Origin of the sequence: Nostoc sp., assembly GCF_036917135.1 — a bacterium.
Lineage (GTDB): Bacteria > Cyanobacteriota > Cyanobacteriia > Cyanobacteriales > Nostocaceae > Nostoc.
The window spans coordinates 106,823-128,902 of sequence record NZ_JBALEA010000037.1 but is presented as its reverse complement, the minus strand read 5'-3'; the positions used below and the strand labels follow the sequence as shown (position 1 = coordinate 128,902).

The following is a 22,080-nucleotide window of genomic DNA, read 5'->3' as shown; positions in this document are numbered from 1 at the left end:
AATGAGTAATGAGTAATGAGTAATGAGTAATGAGTAATGAGTAATGAGTAATGAGTAATGAGTAATGAGTAATGAGTAATGAGTAATGAGTAATGGGTATTACTTATTACTCATTACTTCAAAAATAAAGACAGTTTGAGTCGGAGATTTAAACCCCAACTCAACTGATACTACGTGTAATGGTTGGGGTCTTAAACCCTTGAATTTACGATAAAGGTGCCAGTCACACAGAATTCAGAATTCAATTCTGGCGACTGACGCCAATATTTATGTAAACACCTTTTTAAGTCTGTGTGGGTAGGTGCAGTCCACCTGCCGTAGCGATCGCATTTGGATGTGAGACTGGAATAATCCCCTTTCTAGCGACTATTATTCAGGAGAAAAGCTTGTAGTCCATCCCACTGTGGTCTATCCGGATAAAATCCGCCATTGCCCACTTTTACCTAGCAACGCTGATAGCAAGAGCATTCGCAGTGCCCAGAGATATTTTTGCACTGGCTAGTGATTGAGCAATAGCTGTTTTGGCAGGTCCACTAAGAGCCGTCGAATTCGCTATAGCCAACGCTTCACCAAGAGCTGCTTGTGCTTGAGTTAGGGATTTAGCAGTTGCATTTAGGTCGATTTTAGCAGTTGAATTAGAAGTAGCAACAGCATTTCCGATCAAAGATATGGCTCTAGAAATAGCCCCAGCTAAAGCAGCTTTGTTGGTTCCACTAATCGCTGGTGAATTAGCAGCAGCAAGAAGTTTTCCCAATGTAGTTTGAGCAACGCCTACCGCGCTTGAGAACGCTTGATTATTCTTTAGAGTCGTGGGTTTTACAGTAGTTGGAACTGTGATCGGTTTTGGAGTGGGAATTGTGATTTTGGGAATTGTGATTTTGGGAATTGTGATTTGGGCAACAAGAATCTCGGAGTTACTCAAGCTTGTTGCATGGTTTATTGCTTCAACATTAGATGTACTTGCAAATGCCGAACTAGAGAAAGTAAGGAGCGAACCGAGAGTTACGGCAGCAACTTTGTGAAAATGTATGTTAGTCATATTTTTGGCTCTTGAAAGTTGAAGTTTTGTCTATGTAAAACTACTCGCGCTATCGACTCCAACAGTTATTTTGACCCTGGCTGGAGCCTTCTGGCAATCAAGAACAAGTATTTGTTCTTAATATGCACTGCGCTTTTGTTACATAACATGATAGTAGCATCCTTTCGTAAGTAAGTGAGCATTAAAAATTCACTTCATCTGATGAAATACACCATGAGTTCGGAGTTTAAATTCTGATTTAAGAACTAAAACACTGTTAAGCCCTGGCTTTGAGACTACTTTGTGTACTTGACTAAATTCAAGTTGGCTCATAAAATTAATAAGTAAATATACGTAGTAATTTGTAGCGTAAATTCTAGGATGGGCATTGTAATGTCCATCCTACTGTGGTCTATTTATATAAAATTCTATGTAATTACTTCCCCCGAATCTTTTAACAGATACAGATTCTGGTTGCCCTTTTTTCCGTAGGTGTAGCCTGTCGTAAATATCGCCCTTCTACCTCCCCCTGAATGGTTACTATGAATTATTAATTTTCAATGGTTACTTGCCAAGTGTTTAATGTAGTGCCAAGTAATAAGTCAAGATCGGTCAAACTATTGAGATAGCTAATAGTTGCATCAAGTTCAGCATTTCTTGCTTCTACTAAAGCAGTTTGCTGTTGAATAATCTGGAATATTCCTGAACTCCTGCCCAACTTCTGTTTTTCTTGCTCAACATCAAGTTGTTTTTCAGATAATTCCGTAGCTTGTCGAGCAAGTTTCGCTTGAGAAAAAGTCAGATTAACATCTCTAATTCTATCTGCTAATTGAATTTCTAAAGTTGACCGTGAATCCTCTAAAGAGATTTGTGCCTTGCGTAAATCAATGCGCGATCGCTCCGGTTCTTGTTCTCGACTTAAATCGCCAAATGTTCGGCTTAAGCTTATTCCGGTTCTCACATCAGTTGATGTATTAGTAGCATTATTTAAAGTGACATTCAAATTTAAATCCCAGCGTTTATCATTATCTGCCAGCAATACTTCAATTTTAGTTTTTTCTAGATTTAGCTGTGATTGCAAATAACCAGGTTGATTTTTTAATGCTATTTCTTTCAAGTTGTTAAATTCTAGAATCGTCGGTTTTATCGTCGGAAGTTCAGCCGCATATATCTTGGTATTATTATCAATATCAAGAATTTGCACGAGAGCTAACTTACTTGACTCAAGCTGATTCTCAGCCGCTAGCACACTTACTTGCTGATTAGCTACAGATGCCTGATTTTGGATAATGGCAATCGGTGCTTCTCTACCCGCGTTGATTAAAGCTTGGGTGATTTGTAATGAGTCTTCAGCATTTTTTAGCGCCAGTTGCTGAATTTTTAGTCTTTCTTGTGCCTGAATTAACTGACGGTATGCCAGGATAGCATTCGTAATTGTTTCACTTAATATAGATTTTAAAGCGAGAATATTGTTTTGTTCATTTAGTCGAGCAGTTTTAATATCAGCTTTGTTAATTTGAGTCCCGGCTCCCCTTAATAAAGGTTGGCTAAAACCTAAATTTAAACTCTGTGCGGAGCCATTGTCATTAAGATTTGAAAATTGATTATTGCTTGTCCATCCAAAACTAACCTCTGCACCTGTGGGAATTTTGATAGAAACTTGTGTATCTAGATCGATTCCTGGGTTTCCTGATGCGATTCCATTACCACCAAGTTGATCCATTGTAAATGACAAAGTTGGTGTGAAGTTAGGTGCAAATTTATTTTCTGCAACCTCCAAGTCTTTTCTTTGAGTAATTCTATCGAGATAGGCATTTTTAATTGCTCTGTTATTCGCCAGAACCAAGACAACAATATCAGCAAGTTTTATGCCAATACCTTGGGGATTTGGTGGTTGATTAAAAGGTGCATTTATCTGGGGATTAGTTTCATTGATTATTTGAGCTTCTGTTTTATTTTGAGATCCTGACTGCTGTTGATCTAGCTCGAAGGAATTCTTCTGAGCTAATAGTAAGATTGGATCTGGAAGAGCTGAACTTACTTGCAATTGGGTGTAGTGTTTCGGAATCCGAGGTTGGGAATTAGTAAGTGGTGGTAAAGATGGTAAAGACCTTTTTGGTGGAGATATTTTGGATAAATCCCCTTGGTTCTTTGAGCAATCAGCAGGGGCAAATATTTGATTAAATGGTATAACTTCTTCCGCAAAAGGCATAGCCTTTGCTTCAGGGGTTTTAGCTTGCTGACTTTGGCTAATATTATTTTTTGTTTCAATAATAGGCAGCGCTTTTAGTTGCTGCGGAAGTTGAATTTGATTATTTTTTGTTTCAACTCTTTGGTTAGATTTGACAACTAATTGTGTCCTCACGGCAGGAATAAAGACTACTGCAACACCTAAAGTTGTAGCCAGAACGCCTACCAAATTAAGACTGTAAAACAAAACAGAAATAAAAGACCAACGGTTTGAAGATTGAGAATTTTTTTGAGGATGCTCATGCATATTAATACCATTTCGGATTGCTAGTTACTAATTGTAAATTGCTTTCCTTGTCTTTTTGCTGATTCCCTACGCCTCACGCAATGCTTTAACTGGATCGAGTTCACTAGCGCGTAAAGCGGGGAGAAAACAAGCACCTACGCCTACCAGCAAAGCCGCACCCAATGATAATACAGCAGTTTGGCTCTCAAATTGGTAGGGCAACTTAAACGCATCAACAACTACCAATGTCAAACTATATACTGTTATGATAGCGGCAATTCCTCCCACCAAACTTAAAATTGCTGCTTCCAAGATAAATTGCGACAAAATGTTAATTTTAGTTGCACCGATCGCTCGTCTTAAACCGATTTCTGAGGTTCGCTCAACAATGGCGGCTATGGTAATATTGGCAATACCCACACCGCCAATTAGTAACGCGATTATCCCCACAACAGTTAGTCCTCGGGTTGCCAATTCTAAAGTTTCTTGTTGCTGAAAGATTGAATCCACATTGCTTGTAGCATAGACATCTCCACCTGGAAAGCGTTCCTTTAATATTTTTTCTGCTTGCTCTTTGAGATTTTTCATATCTTCGAGGTGTTGCGGACGCACTGAGATTGAGTTAATCGCTTCCTTGCCCGTCATGGCGCTGTAAGTTGACAGAGGCATTAGTAAAACACCTGTAGGTTTTTGATCAACCCCTGATTTGGTCTCCATGACTCCCACAACCAGACAGGGTTTTGCTGTAGTAAAAATTAGTTTACCTATAGGATTTTGACCTTGAAAAAGTTGCTGTGATAAAAATTCATCAATCACCGCTACGGATCGGTAGTTTTCAAAATCAGCAGTTGAGAAGGCGCGGCCGGCTTTGAGTTTTCGGCCTGAAGTCAGCAAGTAATCTTTAGTAACAGCCTGTACATTAGGCTGGGCTTCTTGACCGTAAAATGAAACTTTTTGAGAAGGCACATAACTAGAACCACTAACTCCTTGCAAACCTTTAAGTCGTTGGCGCAAGAATTCGATCTCTTCTTCGCTTGGCTGCTTAATTTGTTCTCCCGTCACAAATAGAAGGATTTGAGGTGCTTCTGTTTCTGACAACTGCTTGGCAAGCATCGCCCGACTAATGCTACCCACCTGTAGTGTTGCATTCACCGCCGCCACACCCATGAACACGCCGAGGGTGGTGAGGAAAGAACGCAGCACATTACTACGTAGGGAACTGCTGGTGAGGATGATCAGGTCTAGGGTAGTAAGGCTCATAAGCAGAATGGGGAGATGGGAAGATGAAAAGATGGGGAGATGCTGATCTCAGAGCGTCTTTTTGTTCCAACTTCAAAGGAAACCTCTGAGCCATGATCATTGAGAACTCCGGGAATTTTTGTAACTGGCATTCCTGGTTTAAGCTCAATTTCAGGTGGCGGAAGGATGATTTTTTCACCTAGTTTTAAGCCGGATTTTATTTCTACCTTGGTTGCTCCCTCTAGTCCAAGGGTGACTTTCCGCTTTTGAACCAAACCTTGGTTGTCCCGTACCCAGACAAAAGGCTCTGGTTCGGAGCGTTGAATTGCTTCTATGTTTACAGCTATTACCTTCTGTCGTTGCTCTACGATAATTTCGACACTGACTTGGCTACCAGGGATTAAAGTACCGGTGGCTTTGTCTAACTTGATAGTGGCGGGGACTTTAGATGAACCTGATAAACCAAAACTTAATCCACCACCATCAGAACCGATCGCTCGGGGATATAAGTTGGTGACTCGTCCGGTAAAATCCTGAGCATTAGGACCAAGAACTTTGATCCGCACTGGTTGGTTGACTTTGACTTTGGCAGCATCTAAAGTTATTAGCTCCAGTTTGACAATTTCTTGGGTCGGATCGCCCAACATGAGTAAGGTATCACCAGATTTTACACCGTCCCCATTCTGGATTTTTAAGTCAAGGATTTTACCTGTGAAGGGTGCGGTGAGTATATTCTTTTGCAGTTCTTTCTGAATATTTTGTCTCTCTATTTGTAGGCGTCGGAGTTCCTCGGTTTCAGTATTGAATGTTGAGAGAGTATCTCGCAACTGTGACTGTGCATCTACAACCTTCTGTTGCTGTTCTGTTTGGCGCTCCAACTCGAAATTTAGACGCTGGAGTTTAAGGGTTTCGCTAGTGATTGTTAATTCAGCCTCTTTGACATTAGACTTTGTTTCACGGACTTTTTCTTGTTGCTGTTCCAATTCATTGCTCGAAATAAAGCCTTTTGCTGCTAAAACTTCTACATCCTGAAGTTCTTTAATAGCCGCAGTCTGCTTTTGTTTTGTCTCAACAACTTTATCGCGGCTACGTGCTAAAGTTAGCTCCTGTTCTTGAATGTCTAGCTGTTTTTGTGTTGCAGGCTCCCGCAGTTCCTTTTGGGCTAAGGTGAGCTTGTTTTGCGCTTCCACAACTTTCTCTCGACTGCGTACTAGGACGATTTGCTGTTTGCGAATTTGTAAATCGGAGTTATTAAGATTTTTTTGTCCTTCTGGGTTGCGGAAAATCACTAATTGCTGCCCAGACTTAACGCGATCGCCCAGCTTGATTAACACCCTCTCGATGGCAACATCTCCGGGAGACTTCAGAACTTGTTGATTTCCTAACTCTAAGGTGCCACTCTCATTGATTGTAATTTCCACGTTATCAGAGTCTACGCTGATCGTAGGCATTGCTAGAGGCTCAGTTGGTTTGCTAAAACTTTTGATATAGATAAACCAAGCACCAGTACCTACTAAAGTTATAATTGCAGACCAAACTAACCATTTAACTCCGGTTTGAAATTTCTTTTTACTTTTACCGCCAAAATACATTATGAGTTATGAGTTTGAGTCTAATACCTTCGCAAAAAAAGATGATAAAAAAATAGGGCTGATGTAGTCGAGTTATTGTTTTGGAGAACGATAACTCAAAAGCTACAACCACCCCTTGTTCTACAAAAAGCGCACTGTTATATCGACTTCATCTAATTGGCGGACAAAGTTTGGAAATAGCAATCTTGTACGTTAAGGCTGAAAATAATTATAAGGTAAGCTTTTCAGCAAGTACTTTCTACCATGAAATTGGTGAGATAACTATGATTATGGTGCTAGATTTGATCTACTTTGAACCAAAAATCGTCGCTTCAGGCACTTAAAAATTTCTTAGCGTACAAAAACCCCGGATTGGTGCGATGACATCTATAATTAGCTTTTCAGCCAACACTTTAAAAACTATAGTTTTCAACCTACATGAGGTTTAAGTCTTTGGTATAGGTGCTGTAGTCGTAGTTGTAGTCCTAGCTGTACCCTGAGCTAATGCTAGGGCTTGATTGACTTTAGCAATAACTTGAGCTATTGCTGTCACAGTACCAGTATCGGCGGTGGCGGAAGCTTGAGCCTGACCCAGAACGGTTACTGCAAAAGCTAGGGCTTTAGCCGTTTCAACATTATCTCCCTTCTGAGCAGAACTTTCAGCTTTCGATAGAGATCCTATGCTCGCTTGAAGCTTCGGTAAGACAACATCTCTGTACGCTGATGGGATGTTTGCTGGTATCTTCCTTGCCACAGTTTGAGTATAAACTACTACTGTATTTAATGCCCTCACGGCAACGCTAATGGCAAAACCTACCGATACACTGTCTTGAGCGATCACCAAGTCGGCGTTACCCAATCCATCCTTATGACTTAAGTCTTTATTATTAGATGACAATGATAATGCCTGACCGGAAGAAATTACCAGCAAGCTCATTACTAGAAGAGGTACTTTACTAAAGCAATTGTTTTTCATTTTGCTGATCTCCTGGTAGAAAAATTAGAGGGTAGCCCCATCTTCTCTGAACTCAAGGGTTCGGTGCGCCAGGGGAAACCCTCCCGTCAAAATAATGCTTTCTAGGTTGAATTGTGCTGAGAAAAGTTGCTGTTGAATTTAACAGTCTCTTTATCTTCAACATTATGTCATTTAATTAGCTCGACTTTATTTATTTTCCCAATAGAAGTTTGCATAGCCCAAAACCTCTATGAAACTTAGTTTTTGACTTTTTCAATTTCATCAAAACTAGTCATATAAAGTTTTCGCCACGAAGCAAGAACTGTTGCAAGATTTCAAGGCTTAGGTTCTTGGATTTGGATAAAGTCGAGATTAGAGGATGTTTTAAAAGTCGATTTTCGTCTATCTTGGCGATTAAAAATTGCACGCCATTTCCTTCTCTGGTCGGAGACGCTGCGTGAACAACTCTCTTAACCCATTTAAGGCTGTGGTTTGGCTACACGAGACAAAAGCTGCCGACCCAGGTTAGCAAACCCTTGATTTTGCATGCTTTCCAGCGAGGTTGACAAGAGCTTGTGTAGTAGCGAATTATATTCGCCAATGATTTTTAAAACATCCTCTTACTTTTAGGGACCAGCAACGCTACTAGCAATAGCAGTCGCAGTGCCCACATCTGTTTTTGCCTGTGCTATTGATTTAGCAACACTAGTTCCTTGACCACCTGCCGCAGAAGTTGCTACAGCTAGAGCATCTCCAATAACTGTTTCTGCTTGCGCTAGGGAAAGAGCAGTTGCCTTTTTGTCACTTTGAGCACTTGAATTGGAAGTTGCTAAAGCACTTCCGATAAGAGTTTTGGCTACAGCAAGAGATTTAGCGATCGCGATTTTCTGCGAACCACCAATAGCACTTGCATTAGCAGCAGCAGCAGCATCACCCAATGAACTGAATGCTTTGGCGATCGCTGATGCTAACACAAATTTACTTGGTACAGTAGGTGTTGGAGTAGGAGGTGGAGTAGTTGCATTTACTGCACCAGCAAATACTGAAGTAGATAGAGCAACTAGGGATGCGAGAGTTACAGCCGCAATTCTTTTGTTAATCATGTTTTTAGCTCTTGATAGTTGAATTTTGGTCTATGTAAAACTACTTACGCTATCGACTCCAATAGTCATTTTTACCCTGAGTGGAGTTTTCTGGCAATCAAAAGCAGGTATTTGCTCTTGATATGCCCTGCGTTTTTGTTACATGACATCATACTACCATGATTTCATAAGTAATTGAGCATTAAAAAAATAAATTAATTTCACAAAATACAGCATATTTCCGGAGTGACAATTCCGAATTAAAACAAGCTCTATACTTGACTTTAAGAGGATGTTTGTGCATGACACCAAATTTAAGCCTCCCTATTCAACTAGACATCTCCAGAAATTAAATATGCGTTACCCAGAACCCTTGTAGAGACGTAGCAGTGCTACGTCAAAACAATTATTTTTCACCAGATGTCTAATACCCAATAGCTTCATTGAAGCTGTTCAATTAGCTGAATAATTTGTTGATAATACTGGATATTTCCTTCTTGGTAATACAAGTCTGCGGATTTCTGGAAATCGCTAATTGCTCCTTGAGAGTCTCCCAAATTTTGATAGACATCTGCCCGAAGGATGTAAGCTGAAGCCCAATTAGGCTGACGCTGTAAGGCTTGGTTTAAGTCTGCAAGCGCTCCTTGTAAATCTCCCAACAGTGAACGGCTACGACCGCGATTGTACCAGTCTTCGGCAAAGCTGGGGTCGATGGCGATCGCTCGACTGTAATCTTCTATTGCCCCTTGATAATTTTCTAGGGCGTAGCGAGCATTAGCGCGATCGCTGTAAAATGCAGCAGATTGGGGATTTATTTGTAAAGCTTGGGTGTAATCTGCGATCGCACTTTCATATTCTTCTAAAGCATAATGGGTAGAGCCTCGGTTGTAATATGCTTCAATTAAATTAGGATTAATTTGCAAAGCTTGATTATAATCTGCGATCGCTCCCTGTTCATCTCCTAAAATCCGACGAGCATTTCCCCGATTGCAATAAGCTTGGGAAAAATCAGGAACCAGTTCTATGGCTTGGGTGTTATCATCAATTGCTCCTCGTAAATCTTGCAGGGCTTCACGGGCAATAGCCCGACCATAGTAAGCTGCGGCTAAGTTATCATTAATCTGCAATGCTCGATCGTAATCTTTTATTGCGGCTTTATGATCTCCTAAAGAACGACGAGCCGCCGCGCGATCGCAATATCCTTCTGCTAAATTAGGATTGAGTTGTAATAGGCGATTGCTATCTTCAATTGCACCTTGATAGTCTCCCAATCGCCGAAGAGCATTAGCCCGAAAGCCGTATACTAAAGCGAGAGTCGGATTTTCTTGTAAGGCTTGGTCATAATCTGCGATCGCACCTTCATAATCTTCAAGAGTACTACGAACCAGACCACGCTCACAATAAGCTTGCACATCATCAGGATTCAGCTTTAATGCTTGATTAAAGTCTTCAATTGCTCGGTGATAGTTTTTGAGGTGAGCCAGGACAAGACCCCGATTATAGTACGCTCCGGCAAACCTGGGGTTAATTTTGAGGGCGTGGTTGTAATCGGCGATGGCACTTTGATAATCTGTTAAAGCGTAGTGGGCATTCCCTCGGTTATGATAAGCCTCCGCCAACTTAGGATCTAATTGTAATGCCTGATTATGGTCAGCGATCGCTTCGTGATAATTTCCTAAAATCTGGTGAATATTGCCGCGATTGCTGTAGGCTGCGGCAAAATGGGGATGCCATTGTAAAGCTTGTTGAAAATCTGCGATGGCTCCTTGATGATCGCCACGTTCAAAACGAGTTACACCCCGATTATGATAAGCGTTGGCAACATCAACATTGATATTATCAGCTAATTGGGTACTCATTTCTATAGTTTGAAGATAATCTGCGATCGCTTTGTCGTAGTCTGCCAAAGCAAAGTAGGCATTTCCCCGGCTGTGGTAGGATTGGGCTAAATTGGGATCTACTTGTAAAGCTTGGTTATGGTCTGCGATCGCACCTTCATAATCGGCTAAGAAATAACGAGCATTAGCGCGGTTGTAATAGGCTGTGGCAAAATTGGGATTGATTTCGATGGCGCGGTTGTCATCTGCGATCGCACTGCGATAATCTTTGAGTTGACCACTTAAAATCAGCGCTCGATTATGGTAAGCTTCGGCATAGTCAGGGTTTAGCTTGATGGCTTGGGTGTAAGCTGCGATCGCGGCTTGATAGTCTCCTTGCAAATTGTGGTTTAATCCTTGGTTGAAAAAATCTTCAGCATTCATATAACTTTTTTTAGCTTTTGACATTCTCTAGCCTAAAGCATCGGCATTCTTAACGATATGTTTTGAAAATAATTCTAACTCCTGTTGCAATACGCTTGGGTTAAGGATTTTTGGTGCTGATTTTAGACCTGTAGAGACGCGAAATTTCGCGTCTCTACCAAGGGTTTTGGGCTTACAGCAGTTTTCATGTATTTGAACCACATCTGTCGTAGGGGCACAGCATGCTGTGCCCCTACCGCGTGGTCTATTTACCTGAAAATAGCTGTAACTGAACGGTATTGACTCCTGTTGTAAGCTAAACCACATCTAGTTTGCATAATTTGAAATTGTACATTTCTTGTGGGGTGGGCGACATGAGCGCCCTAATTATGCAAGGTTATTTGTGGAACAGCTTACCCAAGTTTTTGAAACGAATTGCTATATGGATAATCAAAGAGTAGAGGTAGATAATCTCTGGTCTACTTTTCCAGACTTCGTTTGCATACTTTCAAACTTCCAGTCTGAAGAATAATCAGGCAACTCATAACCAACACTCTTAACATGAGCCAACATCAACTCATCTCGTTGATGCCAAACAGCAAATATTTTCTCCCTACCATCATCTAGCGTTTCAAAATCAATTTGATAAACTTCATTTAATCGTTTTAGCTTCAAGCCCAACAAATTTAACAGTCGGCTGAGTATTTTTATTGCCGAAACTTGCTCTTTCTCCCCAATTAAATTAATCCCAAGCGCTCTTTTTATATGTTTGCTATGCTGAAAAGCAACATTTTTTAGCAATATCAAATCTGTGTCTTTCTCACTAAAATCACGTTTTTCTTCAAGAAACTGAAGCATCCCCAAAGCTCTCATCGCCTCAACTTTTAGAGTATAAGTTTTTAAATCTGGTAGAAAAACTTTCCCTTCACCCCAAGATAATTGTTGATGCCATTCTTGCTGGTCTCTAACGTGAAAATACTCGCTTTCGTGAGTTAAATAATAATGAATTAACAGTTGACGATAATATCCTTGTTCATCCTGCAATTTCAGCCAAGGAGTAACTTCTACACCATACCTTTGTCTAAGAACATATTTGTTGATTTGGTTGCGTTCTTCATCCGTGAGGGAATGCTTCACTAACATCTGCTCATATTCTACATAATCGATATCTTTAGCATTGGCTACAGCAGTTGCTACCGATAGCTGATTTTGCTGCTTAATCTCTTTAATTTTGCGTTTAATTTCTTTAGCTTTTTGGCGGCTTTGTGCCCAATCCTTTTGAACCTTGACAATTTCTAACACTAATCTTCTACGGGTAGCTAAATCATCAGCATCAGTTGCCAAAAACGCCAGACGTAAATCTCGAATAATATTATTATGTACTGCATTGCTCCGCATCTGAATTTGATGTCCATCAGCAATTAAACCATCTTGCATCGATTGCCGGTAGAGGCGAATAGAAGCATTTACCCTTGCAGATAACTTTGCCCAAGTTCGCAAATGAATCGGGTCATAAACTAAAGGTAAATCTACATCTATTTTATGTAATGGACTCAGCAAAGCTAAGTTTTCTTTTTGATTTTCCTGATACCAATCAGATAGCAAGCGATAATTTGTACTCCCACTACCAATTAAACCAATACCTCGTTTAGCGCACCAGACAACACGCGGTACATCATCTCTAACTCTTGCTAATGCTTGTCTTGCTTCCGAGTCAGGAATTACCCCTTGAAAAATCCCATAAACTCGGTCGAAATGTTGGACATCAATACTAATTCCTGTACCAAGGCTAGGGGTAACAAAAACGCCGTCATATTCAGATATTTTTTGATTAATCGCTGCAATAAAATCGACTGCTGCATGGCCAGGTGTGTTTATAGTGTGACTACTAACTACCAGAGTTTTAGGAAATTGTCGCCGTAATTTTTGCAGCCGCTCTTTCAGATAACGTTCAATTGTTTCACAACTGTAACGCCCAGCCCGACTATCCGTAGTAACATAACATTTACGTCCAGCAAGTAAATCCAATTCTAGTTGGTGAATTAGCGGTGTAGGATTTGGTGAATCGTAAAAAGTTACATCCCAACCATGCTGAGGTTTCCACTGATTAAGAACTACCCAAGGAGTTAATTTAATTCCTGCCAATCCCTGTAAATATTCAAGTGAAACATCTGATAAATCAGCATCTTGGGCAATTACTAATCCCCCAGTTGTTAAGACTGTAGCAATTAGTTGCTGGAATAACTTTAATATTTTTACCCGCTTGTGTTTACAAGTATTACTATTTAACAGATGCCATAAAGATTGCTCTACTTCATCTAAAATTACTATTGCTCCCCGCCAATTTTCTGGGTTAAGTTTCCAAATCGAATCAACACATAAGCCAAGGGATTGTTGAGTCAAGGGAGAGCGCAGGATGGGAGGAGCCGGGGCAAGTGTTTTATCAATCCTTTTCGCCCCATCTTCTTTATGTGTTCCCCATTGAATACCAATTTTCTCACATAAAAATCGTCCGAGTAAAATTCTGTGAGTAATTAATAAAACAGGTTGATTTCTATTTTTCGCTTGCTGAACAACGCCTTGTAATGCTGTAGTTTTTCCCGTTCCTTTCGCTGATTTTACTCCGACTAATCCAGAGGTGGGGAAAGCTATTTCACCTATATAAGGACGGTTGAATGTAAGTGCAGCCGGAATGCTTAACTCGGTGTGGGGTTTGGTTTGAGCCAGATAAATTTCTAAATCAACACTTTGGCGATAAACTTTATCGAAACTACTTGCACCTTTAGCAATAATAAATTCATCAACCCCTTTTTCTATTCCTGGAAGTTCAATGACTTTAACAGCGCAATTTTTTTGCTGGAATAAACAACCAAGTTGAGAAATCGCATTATTTACAGCCGCAATTGTCTTGGGTTGAGTTTCAAAATCAAAGCAAATGTAAAAGCTACGTTTTGTAATCGCAAAGGCGGCTAAATCGGGAATTAGCTGACGACGAGTAACTTTGCCAAATTCATCTTTAACAACCCGATAACCACTGGTAATTCCGGGAATGGCAATAGCTACATATCCTTGCGTTAACAATGTGGCTGCTTTCTTTACACCCTCGCAGATGATGAGGGGAATATTTTGTTGCATCACCCATTGCCAAAAGCCTCTAGCTTCCCCATCGGGAGTAATGGTGATATTATCAGGTATGACCAGATTGTAACGCCCAGCGACTTGCTGCCACACTTGCAACGTTACGCGCAAACAAAATACCCGCGTTGGTGTGCTGGGGGGATGCTCGTATTTGATAGACTTGCCATTGTGATTCTGTCGGGGTTGGTTTGGCTTAAAGCATCCCCATTCCATCATTTGCCAATTATTCAAAGGGTCTAGTCCCGAACACCACCAACCACCTTCAGTGACATGAGCATAACGCTGCAACCATCCAGCTTTCACCATTCCGGTATTGGTGCGGGGGAGTAGCTCAGAAATCAATAGGTACTCATAAGCGGTTACGCCTTGGAGTGACTTAAAATTGAGTTGCACTAAGTGTAAGTCTATACCACTACTCTTGACTAATTCTTCAAGGTGTTGGGGGTGTAAATAGTGCAGATGCATAGGGAAAAGCCCGAATGGAAAGTCAATGAGATTAAAACACTAACACGCATCTGCTTTTTCTCTATACGGAATATTGCGAGGCTTTGATGATGTATTTTTTACCTCGTAATCGGAGACACATCGGTTAAGACTCTAGTGGGTTATTCTGCCTATTAAATCCTCGAAGTAATAATTTTGTATTGTGATATTTGTTCGATTTTAATTTTTGTTTATCAGTAAATTTCTGCGTGAAGGAATGCGATCGCTAGAGAGGTTGCCGCAGCGATCGCTATAGGGTAACATTTTACAAGACAAGCTTTGTCAGGATTCATAGATGCACAGTAGGTTGTCGTCAGATATTACTTTTGGGATAAAAGCCTATTATTCTGGCTAGAAGCAATGAGTTACACTATTAAGCAAAGATGGTGTCTGTAAACATGGATTCTCTCAAAGAAAAGATTTTGGAGAAACTAGAACGCCTTCCAGAAAATGCACAGCAGGAAGTTCTAGATTTCTTACAGTTTCTAGAGTGGCGAAAAGAGAATCGTCAGGAATCTCAGTTATCTGTAGTCAGTGAAGAATCTGATGCAGGATGGCTAGAGACTGACTTATCGAATTTGGGTAGCTATGAACCTTATGATTGGCAACCCGGTGAACTAGATAAGGGTTTGCCTGTTAAGTATGTTCCTGGAATGGGAGTAGTCATTGTTGAGGAATGACTACTCGTTCTTTACAGTTTGGGGATGTTGTAACAGCACGTTTTCCTCAACAAAACCCTCAAGGTCGTGAGCAAGAAGGTTATAGACCTGCAATTGTTGTAGGGTTCCCAAACCGCTTGGGGATACCTCGCTTTTCGTTAATAGTTGTAATTCCCATGACTACTGATAGAGGGCAAATGTGGGCAATCGCTTCACCAGATTTATATCCACATTTTGCAGCAGGAGTTGCTGGATTAAGTTCGCCATCTATTGCTTTATTAGATCAGGTTAGGGTTTTAGATGTTAACCGTATTGTTGATTATCGGGGAAGTTTGACACCTGAGGAATATGAGCCTATTTCAATTGGACTTCAGCGTATGATTAGTCCTTAATCTTAGAACAAGGCAATTACTTCCTTATACTTTATTCAACAAAAGTAAACATAAAATAATTACAATTGAAAAATAAAGTTTTGTAATCTCTTACTTTATACTTTTTTCGTACAATTCTAATCAGATAAGCAAGAAAAGTAGATTTATGGATTCAACCAATCTCTGTCAGGACGTGTAATTAATCTTGCATCTATGTAGGCCATATCCATTGTTAATACAGTTCGAGCAAGATACATCCCTCTGCTTTTATCCTTATCAACAACCAATGCTAAATCAGCTTGAATATCGCTAGTTAAGTGCAGAGGAAGTAGTAGTTGTATTCTATTTTCATACCAATGGGGTATCGCAAGTTTATAGTTTCTTGCTACCTTATCTCTTAGGGATTCAACTGCTCCTTTAATAGATGTTAGTGCTAGTCTTGGGTTGTCTTGAATTTGAATTGGAAGCCGATCTGAATTTTCTTTTATTATATGCTCATAATTTACATCTAGTTCTAAGTTCGTATCAAAAACTAAAGCACTAGGATCTGTTATATAACTATTAATCTTAGGCCGATTTGGAAAAGATTCTAATTTAAATGAATAAGACTCTGCAAAAGTATAGAAAGTCCAAGGGGATTGTTTTTTGTCTTCACACTGTTTGTTGGCAAAAAATGTTGCGAAAATTTCTTTTTCTTCTGCGGTTAAGAGTCCCGTATTAAAACAAGCTTTATCTTCATCTTCAGAATAAGCTATCAAACCAAGCTCCTGAACTCTAAGAAATGTATAGTTGAGGTAACTTGTAAGTATAGGAAATCGTTGGTTGCTATATTTTTGCTCCTTAAACTCAGAACGTTCAAATCCCCATTGTTCAGGTTTTGCTAAACGAGCTAGTTCTTCAAAAGGCTTTTCCCATGTTTCTACGGGAGGGTATCGGAAAAAGGCAAAAGCCGTTTTTGGGTTTTGGCCTTTATATCGAGTAAATAATGATTCAAACTTTATCGGCATACTGTTATCATAAATTAGTATTTTTGTTGTAAGCAATATCTGGCTTAATACGTAACCGAAAATATACGTATTTGTTTATGATAATAATATTTATTAAATTATTTATTATTAACAAAAAAGACACTTCTTATAAGTGTCCTTTCTTTTTGGTGATAGATAACCATAAATCTATGCTCCGACAGCTTCCTTTGCAGCCTACAAAACTTCAGCGTTGATTTCTTTGAAACCGCGATCGCAATTAAATTTATGAGTGCTGCACTAGATTTATATTTTAACTGAAATTATTACTGAATAGCACGTAAAAGTTATAATTCGCATTTTACAAATAGTTGCGGTTGTTTCCAAGCTCAACAAAGACTTTCTTGTATTTGCTATTTGGGCATATAATGAGATTATAAACATCTTAGTTAAATACTCACTTATAATATTGTTTTTATCATTCGTAATTGGTGATTAAAATGGCTAAAACATTAACCATACAGTTGTCAGATGACTTAGAAAGTAAATTAACTGCTCAGGCGCAAAAGCTGAATCTATCTTTAGAAGATTTAATTCTGCAATCGTTATCTCAATCAGCTAAACAGGAAAATATCTCCGAATTCGATCCAATTTTACCTTTAATAGGTACATTGAAATTTGATAATTCTGATGTAGGAGAAAACCACGATCAATATCTCCAGCAAACTTTGCAGCAGGAGTTAAAAATTGACGAATAAAGTTTTTATAGATACATCCGGGTGGGCTAATTTATTTATTGCAACTGAGTCCTACCATGAACAAGCAAAGCAGTGGTTTCAACATAAAGGTCAGCAAAATCAAGCAATGGTAACAACTAATTATGTTGTTATTGAACTGGTGGCTTTGCTGAATAGCCCTTTACGCGTACCTCGTCCGCAGTTATTTAAATACGTAGAAGCTGTTAGAACTGCTCCTTATATCAACTTGATTTATATTGAACCAACAATAGATTCAGCAGCTTGGGAGTTACTTAAAACTAGAGAAGATAAAGCTTGGTCTTTGGTGGATAGCACTTCTTTTATAGTCATGCAACAGCTTGGCATTAAAGAGGCATTAACTAGAGACCACCACTTTGAACAAGCTGGCTTTATTCGTCTGCTGAAGTCAGAATAAGTAATAATAAAAGGCATTCATTAAGATATGCCCTTTATTATTAAGAATCGCTAACCGCTAACTTACGCTCCAACAGCTTCCTTGGCGGCGTATAATACCTCAGCGTTGATTTCCTTGAAACCGCGATCGCGGGCAAATTTCTCAGTATTACGCTTCACTTTACCACGCACAAATCCCGGAATCTTATTCAATTCTGCTTGACCATCTTTTGTCCAATTCAAATCAGAATCCGCAGAAATTCCTCTAGTAATAACTTCTTTGGTATCATGACCACCGAAGATTTCTAATAGGTGATCTTCCATTCCCAAAGTGAAGGAATTGTAGATCAAATCTGTAATCTGATTCGTGCCTTCGTAACCCATAAATGGTTTGTAACCAATGGGGAAGTTTTGGACGTGGATTGGTGCTGCAATTACGCCGCAGGGAATATCCAAGCGCTTACCAACGTGGCGTTCCATTTGGGTGCCGAAAATGGCAGAGGGTTCGACACGAGCGATCGCATCCCCAATTGCACCATGATCTTCAGAAATTAGCACTTCATCGCAATACTCGCTCACCTGTTCGCGGAACCAATCTGCATCATATTTACAGTAGGTTCCAGCCCAAACAACGTGAATCCCCATTTCTCGCACCAGAATCTTGGTAATGGCGGCGGCGTGGGTATTGTCACCAAAGACTACAGCTTTCTTGCCAGTCAAGTTTTGACAGTCAATAGAACGGGAGAACCAAGCAGCCTGAGAGACATGGAGAGTTTGCTCATTGATGAAGTTTTCGTAGTCAACTTCTGCACCTTGAGCGTTAATTACCTGCTGAATCTTGCGAATACAACGGGCAGTTTCCACCACACCCATTGGCGTAATGTCTATATAAGGTGTGCCAAATTGTTCTTGCAGGTAAAGGGCTGTAGTCAAACCGAGTTCACGGTAAGGCACCAGGTTAAACCAGGCTTGGGACATCTTTTTCAAGTCGTTCACCGAAGCACCTTCGGGAATTAAGGTATTTACCTCAATTCCCAAGTCAGCCATCAGCCGTTTGAGTTCGGTGCAGTCGTGATTGTTGTGGAAACCGAGGGTGGTAGTACCGATAATGTTAACCGAGGGCTTTGCTGTTTTGCCCTGTGCCAATTCGCCCCGCTTCCGGGCTTTTTCAATGTAGTATTGGACAATTTGATCCAAAGTGCGATCGGCAGCTTGCAGTTCGTTGTAGCGGTAGTGGTTTACATCCGCCAGCATGACATCACCTTTTGCTTCCAACTGCGCCCGTTCGACAAAGTTGTGCAAATCCTCTTGCAAAATGCTGGAGGTGCAGGTGGGAGTTAACACAATCAAATCTGGGTGTTCCTCAGCATCCTTGCGGATGATGTTATCTACCACCTTCTCTTGGGAGCCGCGTGCCAAAACGTTGCGATCGACGACACTGGTTGTCACCGGAGTAAAATCCCTCTCCCGCGATAGCATGGAGCGCATGACATTAAAGTAGTCATCGCCAATGGGGGCGTGCATAATCGCATGAACATTTTTAAAAGAGCTAGCGATTCGCAGAGTGCCGATGTGGGCTGGGCCAGCATACATCCAGTAAGCCAATTTCATGTTTGTGTCTCCCTTTTTAACTCAAATAACTAAGTAACTGGGCGTAAAAAATATAAGATAGAGCTTACCACCAACCCCTTCGGTGTGTAGTTTACCACCGTAGGCATCGCCCAGGGTGCCCTTAGCAGGGAAGGGGAGAGGTTTGGAGAGAGGTATTATCTTTAATTCAGCCCATCTACTTATAAGTGCTTGCTTATTAAATCGTTTCTGATTTTCTCAAACCTACTGGCTGAAAAAAAATAAGGTTTGTTGCGGGTTTTATGGGAGGCGATATGGCTGAAACCTATTTACTGCTTCGGATGCAGCTATCTATTTAAACAATATTGCTGGTGATTTTGTAAAAAAATCTTAATGTTTCGGTAAATTAGACCTAACCCCCAGCCCCTTCCCTGCGAGCGTTGGGGAGTAAGATTCAAAGCCTCTCTCATTTTAGGAGAGAGGTTTTGAGTGAGGTCAGAAGTCCCTCATTCCCTAGTCGGTTGCGTTTTTACCTAATTCGCTAGGATATACACAAGCTCATTTTCAGTACAACAATTATGGTGAAAACACCGTCCCAGCCTTTGACAATTCCTCCTTTGGAAAATGGCGACAAACTCACCCGCTACGAATTTGAGCCTCGCTATAGTGCCACCCCTAACCTGAAAAAAGCTGAATTAATCGAAGGGATTGCCTATATTATGCCAGCTGCTGGGCGTTTCCGAAGTCACGGTCAACCGCATGGTTGGATTATTGGTTGGTTAGGTACTTACGAAGCTGCGACTTCTGGTGTAGCGTTGGGAGTTGAACCTACCGTCCGCTTAGACTTAGATAACGAACCTCAACCCGATGTTGTTCTGCTGATTGAACCGGAAGCAGGAGGCCAAACGCGACTGAGTGAAGATGATTATATTGAAGGTGCGCCAGAGTTAGTTGTGGAAATTGCTGCTAGTAGTGCGGCTATCGATCTTCATGGCAAAAAACAAGCTTATCGTCGTAACGGTGTCAAAGAATATATAGTTTGGCAAGTTTTAGACCAAAAATTGACTTGGTTTTCTCTAGAACAGGGTGAATATCTGGAATTAGTACCTGACAATGAAGGCGTTTTGCGAAGTCGGGTATTTCCAGGGTTGTGGTTAGCAGTGACGGAGTTATTAGCAGGTAATATGCAGGGTGTCTTGAAGGTTTTACAAGCAGGTTTTCAGTCTGCTGAACATGGGGATTTTATCAAAAAATTAGGTAGTGATTAACCCGTTATAAATAGGGAAAGTCTCTTAGAGGTTGTTTGAAAAGTAATTGGCCGTATCTTCGCACTTATTGATCCCCCCTAACCCCCCTTAAAAAAGGGGGAAGCGGATCAAAGTCCCCCTTTTTAAGGGGGATTTAGGGGGATCTAAAAAAAATTGATACATCACTAAGAACTTTTGAAACATCCTCTTAAGCAATTATGTTTGCACAGCAAATTCTTCTGGATCTACACCCCAATTTACCCAGCGAATTGCTTCACGCGCTGAGTTCATATTAAATGTAACTCGCAAGGTGTGAATAAAGCTTGTGCTAGGGCAAGTCATTTTTAATAAATAAATTGCTTCTTCATCAACATCAGCATCAATTTTTAATAACGTGTATTCTTGCCAAGTATCTAATTCAATAGCTTGTAATTCTTGGCAAATTCTGGCGTAACCAATACCTTGAATTAACACTCGGCTTAGTTCGGCATTATGCTCTGATAAAAGCCATTGAGATTGCCATTGCTGCGGGTGGATTTTACCGTATTTTTCAGGTAAGGTTACATCGTGGTAGGAGTAAAGGCTATATCCATCAGTAAATTCAATGGCGGGTTCACCTTCAGCGTGGAGGCGGTTTTGATTGTCAAAGCGCAGGTGAAGGGGGCGATCGCATACTATACAAAATTTTTCAAATGGAGAAATCCAACCACAAAACCTTGATAGAGATTGTAAGGTTTTCCATCTTATTTTGTTGTGAGAACAATTTAATACAGATATATAAAAATCTAACCAACAACAACGACTAGCCAAATATTGTGATTTCAGCCAAAGACGATCTAAATTAATTTTAGGTTGAATTTTGAATTTTAATTTTTTTTTCAAATACATATTCAGATATAATAAAATCTAGCCTAAAAATAGTTAATTGCCTAATAAACTGCGTATCTAGTTGATATAATGTTTTTGAACTTTTATTAACTAAATCTGTAGAAATATAGTTAATAAAATTGTCATTTAAATTTATGTTTTTTTATCTAATTTATTATTTCGCTTTTTAAGAAAAATTTTCAAACCTGCATAAGGACTGTCACAAAAAATAATTTCCGGCTGTTGTTTACCGATCGCTGTATATACAGCTTTAACGACTTCCTCTGCCTTTTCTTTATCAATCCGCTCAGTTGAAAGCGCGATCGCTCTCCACTTCTCCCGATAAACTGGAATCAAAGCCTCTTGCTCAGGCGTTAACTTTTCAATCAGCGACATAACGCCAACCTTCAGGCTCGTATTCCCTCTGAATTTTCACCATCCAGTCACCTTGGGGAATAGAAATAGCTTTATGCTCCTCATGGGCAAGCAATGCCGACTCTGAAAACACACGCAAATAGAGTGTGCTATCTTTCTCGGATAATTCTGCGTTTCCCTCAGTAATCCGATGCTTATGCCCTGTAACTTCGCCTTCTGCCAAAGTTAAGTGAGGTATTTTTTGTCCTTCAATTTGCTGCACAGGTAGTAAGATTACATCACCCTGACGAATTGGTTGCATAATTTTGCTTTCCTGACATGGGTACAAACCCCAGTTCGCTTTTGCTCTTAAGTTTGGTTTAATTTTGGCACAAGCTCTTAAGAATTGGGTATTGGTCAATTAATATAGTTCTTCTTCCCTTCCTTCCCCTACTTTCTCATCCCCAATTCCCCATTCCCAATTCCCCAATTGGGATATTTTTAAAACTGTAGTCGCCAATTATGCGTTAGATAAGTTAAAGATTAAAATAGCTGGAAATTCACACCCAGCGTACCCTCATTTATCCTCTGGGATAGACTGGGCACTAAGTTCAGCGAATTCTCTCCCAAACAGGCAGTTTATGTGAGGATTAAATCACCGCCCTAAGCGTGACCTTTGATCTTGACAATTTGCA

At 40.2% G+C, this 22,080-nt stretch carries 18 protein-coding genes; 5 read left to right on the top strand and 13 right to left on the bottom strand.

Features of this window, described 5'->3' with window-relative positions; genetic code table 11:
- Positions 1-439: 439 nt before the first annotated feature.
- The 8 genes from V7K50_RS11295 to V7K50_RS11260 all read right to left on the bottom strand — a co-directional run bounded on the left by V7K50_RS11295 (position 440) and on the right by V7K50_RS11260 (position 14,184).
- Positions 440-1,039 (bottom strand): hypothetical protein, encoded by a 600-nt coding sequence (locus tag V7K50_RS11295; protein ID WP_334960002.1) that lies wholly within the window; start codon positions 1,037-1,039, stop codon positions 440-442.
- A gap of 529 nt (positions 1,040-1,568) precedes the next feature.
- The gene (locus tag V7K50_RS11290) at positions 1,569-3,515 is read right to left on the bottom strand and encodes a TolC family protein (protein WP_334960000.1); all 1,947 of its coding nucleotides are present in this window, start codon (positions 3,513-3,515) and stop codon (positions 1,569-1,571) included.
- A 66-nt stretch (positions 3,516-3,581) separates the two neighbouring features.
- The gene (locus V7K50_RS11285) at positions 3,582-4,754 is read right to left on the bottom strand and encodes an ABC transporter permease (protein WP_334959998.1); all 1,173 of its coding nucleotides are present in this window, start codon (positions 4,752-4,754) and stop codon (positions 3,582-3,584) included.
- Positions 4,751-6,325, bottom strand: coding sequence for an efflux RND transporter periplasmic adaptor subunit (locus V7K50_RS11280; RefSeq protein ID WP_334959996.1), 1,575 nt, complete (start codon positions 6,323-6,325; stop codon positions 4,751-4,753). The genes V7K50_RS11285 and V7K50_RS11280 overlap by 4 nt, the downstream gene beginning before the upstream one ends.
- Before the next feature lie 424 nt (positions 6,326-6,749).
- On the bottom strand, positions 6,750-7,280 hold the full coding sequence (locus V7K50_RS11275) for a hypothetical protein (RefSeq protein ID WP_334959994.1): 531 nt from the start codon (positions 7,278-7,280) through the stop codon (positions 6,750-6,752).
- A 605-nt stretch (positions 7,281-7,885) separates the two neighbouring features.
- Entirely contained in the window at positions 7,886-8,362 is a 477-nt protein-coding gene (locus tag V7K50_RS11270; RefSeq protein ID WP_334959992.1) for a hypothetical protein, read from the bottom strand.
- A gap of 419 nt (positions 8,363-8,781) precedes the next feature.
- The gene (locus tag V7K50_RS11265; RefSeq protein ID WP_334959990.1) at positions 8,782-10,602 is read right to left on the bottom strand and encodes a tetratricopeptide repeat protein; all 1,821 of its coding nucleotides are present in this window, start codon (positions 10,600-10,602) and stop codon (positions 8,782-8,784) included.
- Between the two features lie 429 nt (positions 10,603-11,031).
- Entirely contained in the window at positions 11,032-14,184 is a 3,153-nt protein-coding gene (locus V7K50_RS11260) for a plasmid replication protein, CyRepA1 family (protein WP_334959989.1), read from the bottom strand.
- 401 nt (positions 14,185-14,585) lie between these two features.
- On the opposite strand from V7K50_RS11260, the gene V7K50_RS11255 reads away from it, so the two are divergent.
- Complete coding sequence (locus V7K50_RS11255) at positions 14,586-14,882, top strand: DUF2281 domain-containing protein (RefSeq protein ID WP_334959987.1); 297 nt, start codon at positions 14,586-14,588, stop codon at positions 14,880-14,882.
- Positions 14,879-15,253, top strand: a complete 375-nt coding sequence (locus V7K50_RS11250) for a type II toxin-antitoxin system PemK/MazF family toxin (RefSeq protein ID WP_334959985.1) — start codon at positions 14,879-14,881, stop codon at positions 15,251-15,253. Before V7K50_RS11255 ends, V7K50_RS11250 begins: the two co-directional genes overlap by 4 nt.
- A gap of 143 nt (positions 15,254-15,396) precedes the next feature.
- Here V7K50_RS11250 and V7K50_RS11245 read toward each other — a convergent pair whose 3' ends face one another.
- Positions 15,397-16,239, bottom strand: coding sequence for a DUF3825 domain-containing protein (locus V7K50_RS11245; protein ID WP_334959983.1), 843 nt, complete (start codon positions 16,237-16,239; stop codon positions 15,397-15,399).
- A gap of 458 nt (positions 16,240-16,697) precedes the next feature.
- On the opposite strand from V7K50_RS11245, the gene V7K50_RS11240 reads away from it, so the two are divergent.
- Both V7K50_RS11240 and V7K50_RS11235 read left to right on the top strand, forming a co-directional pair.
- On the top strand, positions 16,698-16,955 hold the full coding sequence (locus V7K50_RS11240) for a hypothetical protein (RefSeq protein ID WP_334959981.1): 258 nt from the start codon (positions 16,698-16,700) through the stop codon (positions 16,953-16,955).
- Positions 16,945-17,370, top strand: coding sequence for a type II toxin-antitoxin system VapC family toxin (locus tag V7K50_RS11235; protein WP_334959979.1), 426 nt, complete (start codon positions 16,945-16,947; stop codon positions 17,368-17,370). The genes V7K50_RS11240 and V7K50_RS11235 overlap by 11 nt, the downstream gene beginning before the upstream one ends.
- 62 nt (positions 17,371-17,432) lie before the next feature.
- Here the strand turns inward: V7K50_RS11235 and bchB are convergent, their stop codons facing one another.
- Complete coding sequence (bchB, locus tag V7K50_RS11230; protein WP_334959977.1) at positions 17,433-18,959, bottom strand: ferredoxin:protochlorophyllide reductase (ATP-dependent) subunit B; 1,527 nt, start codon at positions 18,957-18,959, stop codon at positions 17,433-17,435.
- A gap of 536 nt (positions 18,960-19,495) precedes the next feature.
- Here bchB and V7K50_RS11225 point away from each other — a divergent pair.
- Positions 19,496-20,185, top strand: a complete 690-nt coding sequence (locus V7K50_RS11225) for a Uma2 family endonuclease (RefSeq protein ID WP_334959975.1) — start codon at positions 19,496-19,498, stop codon at positions 20,183-20,185.
- Positions 20,186-20,380: 195 nt separating this feature from the next.
- Here V7K50_RS11225 and V7K50_RS30685 read toward each other — a convergent pair whose 3' ends face one another.
- From V7K50_RS30685 to V7K50_RS11215, 3 genes are all read right to left on the bottom strand, one after another.
- Positions 20,381-21,052, bottom strand: a complete 672-nt coding sequence (locus tag V7K50_RS30685; RefSeq protein WP_442944581.1) for a DUF6745 domain-containing protein — start codon at positions 21,050-21,052, stop codon at positions 20,381-20,383.
- A 132-nt stretch (positions 21,053-21,184) separates the two neighbouring features.
- On the bottom strand, positions 21,185-21,427 hold the full coding sequence (locus V7K50_RS30680; protein ID WP_442944580.1) for a hypothetical protein: 243 nt from the start codon (positions 21,425-21,427) through the stop codon (positions 21,185-21,187).
- Entirely contained in the window at positions 21,414-21,707 is a 294-nt protein-coding gene (locus tag V7K50_RS11215) for a hypothetical protein (RefSeq protein WP_334959973.1), read from the bottom strand. Before V7K50_RS11215 ends, V7K50_RS30680 begins: the two co-directional genes overlap by 14 nt.
- Between the last annotated feature and the right edge of the window lie 373 nt (positions 21,708-22,080).

What these genes read in the sequence shown, in the direction of transcription:
- V7K50_RS30685 (WP_442944581.1), bottom strand. Translation starts at nt 21,052, where the DNA reads ATGTATTTGAAAAAAAAATTAAAATTCAAAATTCAACCTAAAATTAAT.
- V7K50_RS11255 (WP_334959987.1), top strand. Translation starts at nt 14,586, where the DNA reads ATGGTGTCTGTAAACATGGATTCTCTCAAAGAAAAGATTTTGGAGAAA.
- V7K50_RS11250 (WP_334959985.1), top strand. Translation starts at nt 14,879, where the DNA reads ATGACTACTCGTTCTTTACAGTTTGGGGATGTTGTAACAGCACGTTTT.
- V7K50_RS11270 (WP_334959992.1), bottom strand. Translation starts at nt 8,362, where the DNA reads ATGATTAACAAAAGAATTGCGGCTGTAACTCTCGCATCCCTAGTTGCT.
- V7K50_RS11260 (WP_334959989.1), bottom strand. Translation starts at nt 14,184, where the DNA reads ATGCATCTGCACTATTTACACCCCCAACACCTTGAAGAATTAGTCAAG.
- V7K50_RS11245 (WP_334959983.1), bottom strand. Translation starts at nt 16,239, where the DNA reads ATGCCGATAAAGTTTGAATCATTATTTACTCGATATAAAGGCCAAAAC.
- V7K50_RS30680 (WP_442944580.1), bottom strand. Translation starts at nt 21,427, where the DNA reads ATGTCGCTGATTGAAAAGTTAACGCCTGAGCAAGAGGCTTTGATTCCA.
- V7K50_RS11295 (WP_334960002.1), bottom strand. Translation starts at nt 1,039, where the DNA reads ATGACTAACATACATTTTCACAAAGTTGCTGCCGTAACTCTCGGTTCG.
- V7K50_RS11285 (WP_334959998.1), bottom strand. Translation starts at nt 4,754, where the DNA reads ATGAGCCTTACTACCCTAGACCTGATCATCCTCACCAGCAGTTCCCTA.
- V7K50_RS11275 (WP_334959994.1), bottom strand. Translation starts at nt 7,280, where the DNA reads ATGAAAAACAATTGCTTTAGTAAAGTACCTCTTCTAGTAATGAGCTTG.
- V7K50_RS11225 (WP_334959975.1), top strand. Translation starts at nt 19,496, where the DNA reads ATGGTGAAAACACCGTCCCAGCCTTTGACAATTCCTCCTTTGGAAAAT.
- V7K50_RS11290 (WP_334960000.1), bottom strand. Translation starts at nt 3,515, where the DNA reads ATGCATGAGCATCCTCAAAAAAATTCTCAATCTTCAAACCGTTGGTCT.
- V7K50_RS11280 (WP_334959996.1), bottom strand. Translation starts at nt 6,325, where the DNA reads ATGTATTTTGGCGGTAAAAGTAAAAAGAAATTTCAAACCGGAGTTAAA.
- V7K50_RS11265 (WP_334959990.1), bottom strand. Translation starts at nt 10,602, where the DNA reads ATGAATGCTGAAGATTTTTTCAACCAAGGATTAAACCACAATTTGCAA.
- V7K50_RS11240 (WP_334959981.1), top strand. Translation starts at nt 16,698, where the DNA reads ATGGCTAAAACATTAACCATACAGTTGTCAGATGACTTAGAAAGTAAA.
- V7K50_RS11215 (WP_334959973.1), bottom strand. Translation starts at nt 21,707, where the DNA reads ATGCAACCAATTCGTCAGGGTGATGTAATCTTACTACCTGTGCAGCAA.
- bchB (WP_334959977.1), bottom strand. Translation starts at nt 18,959, where the DNA reads ATGAAATTGGCTTACTGGATGTATGCTGGCCCAGCCCACATCGGCACT.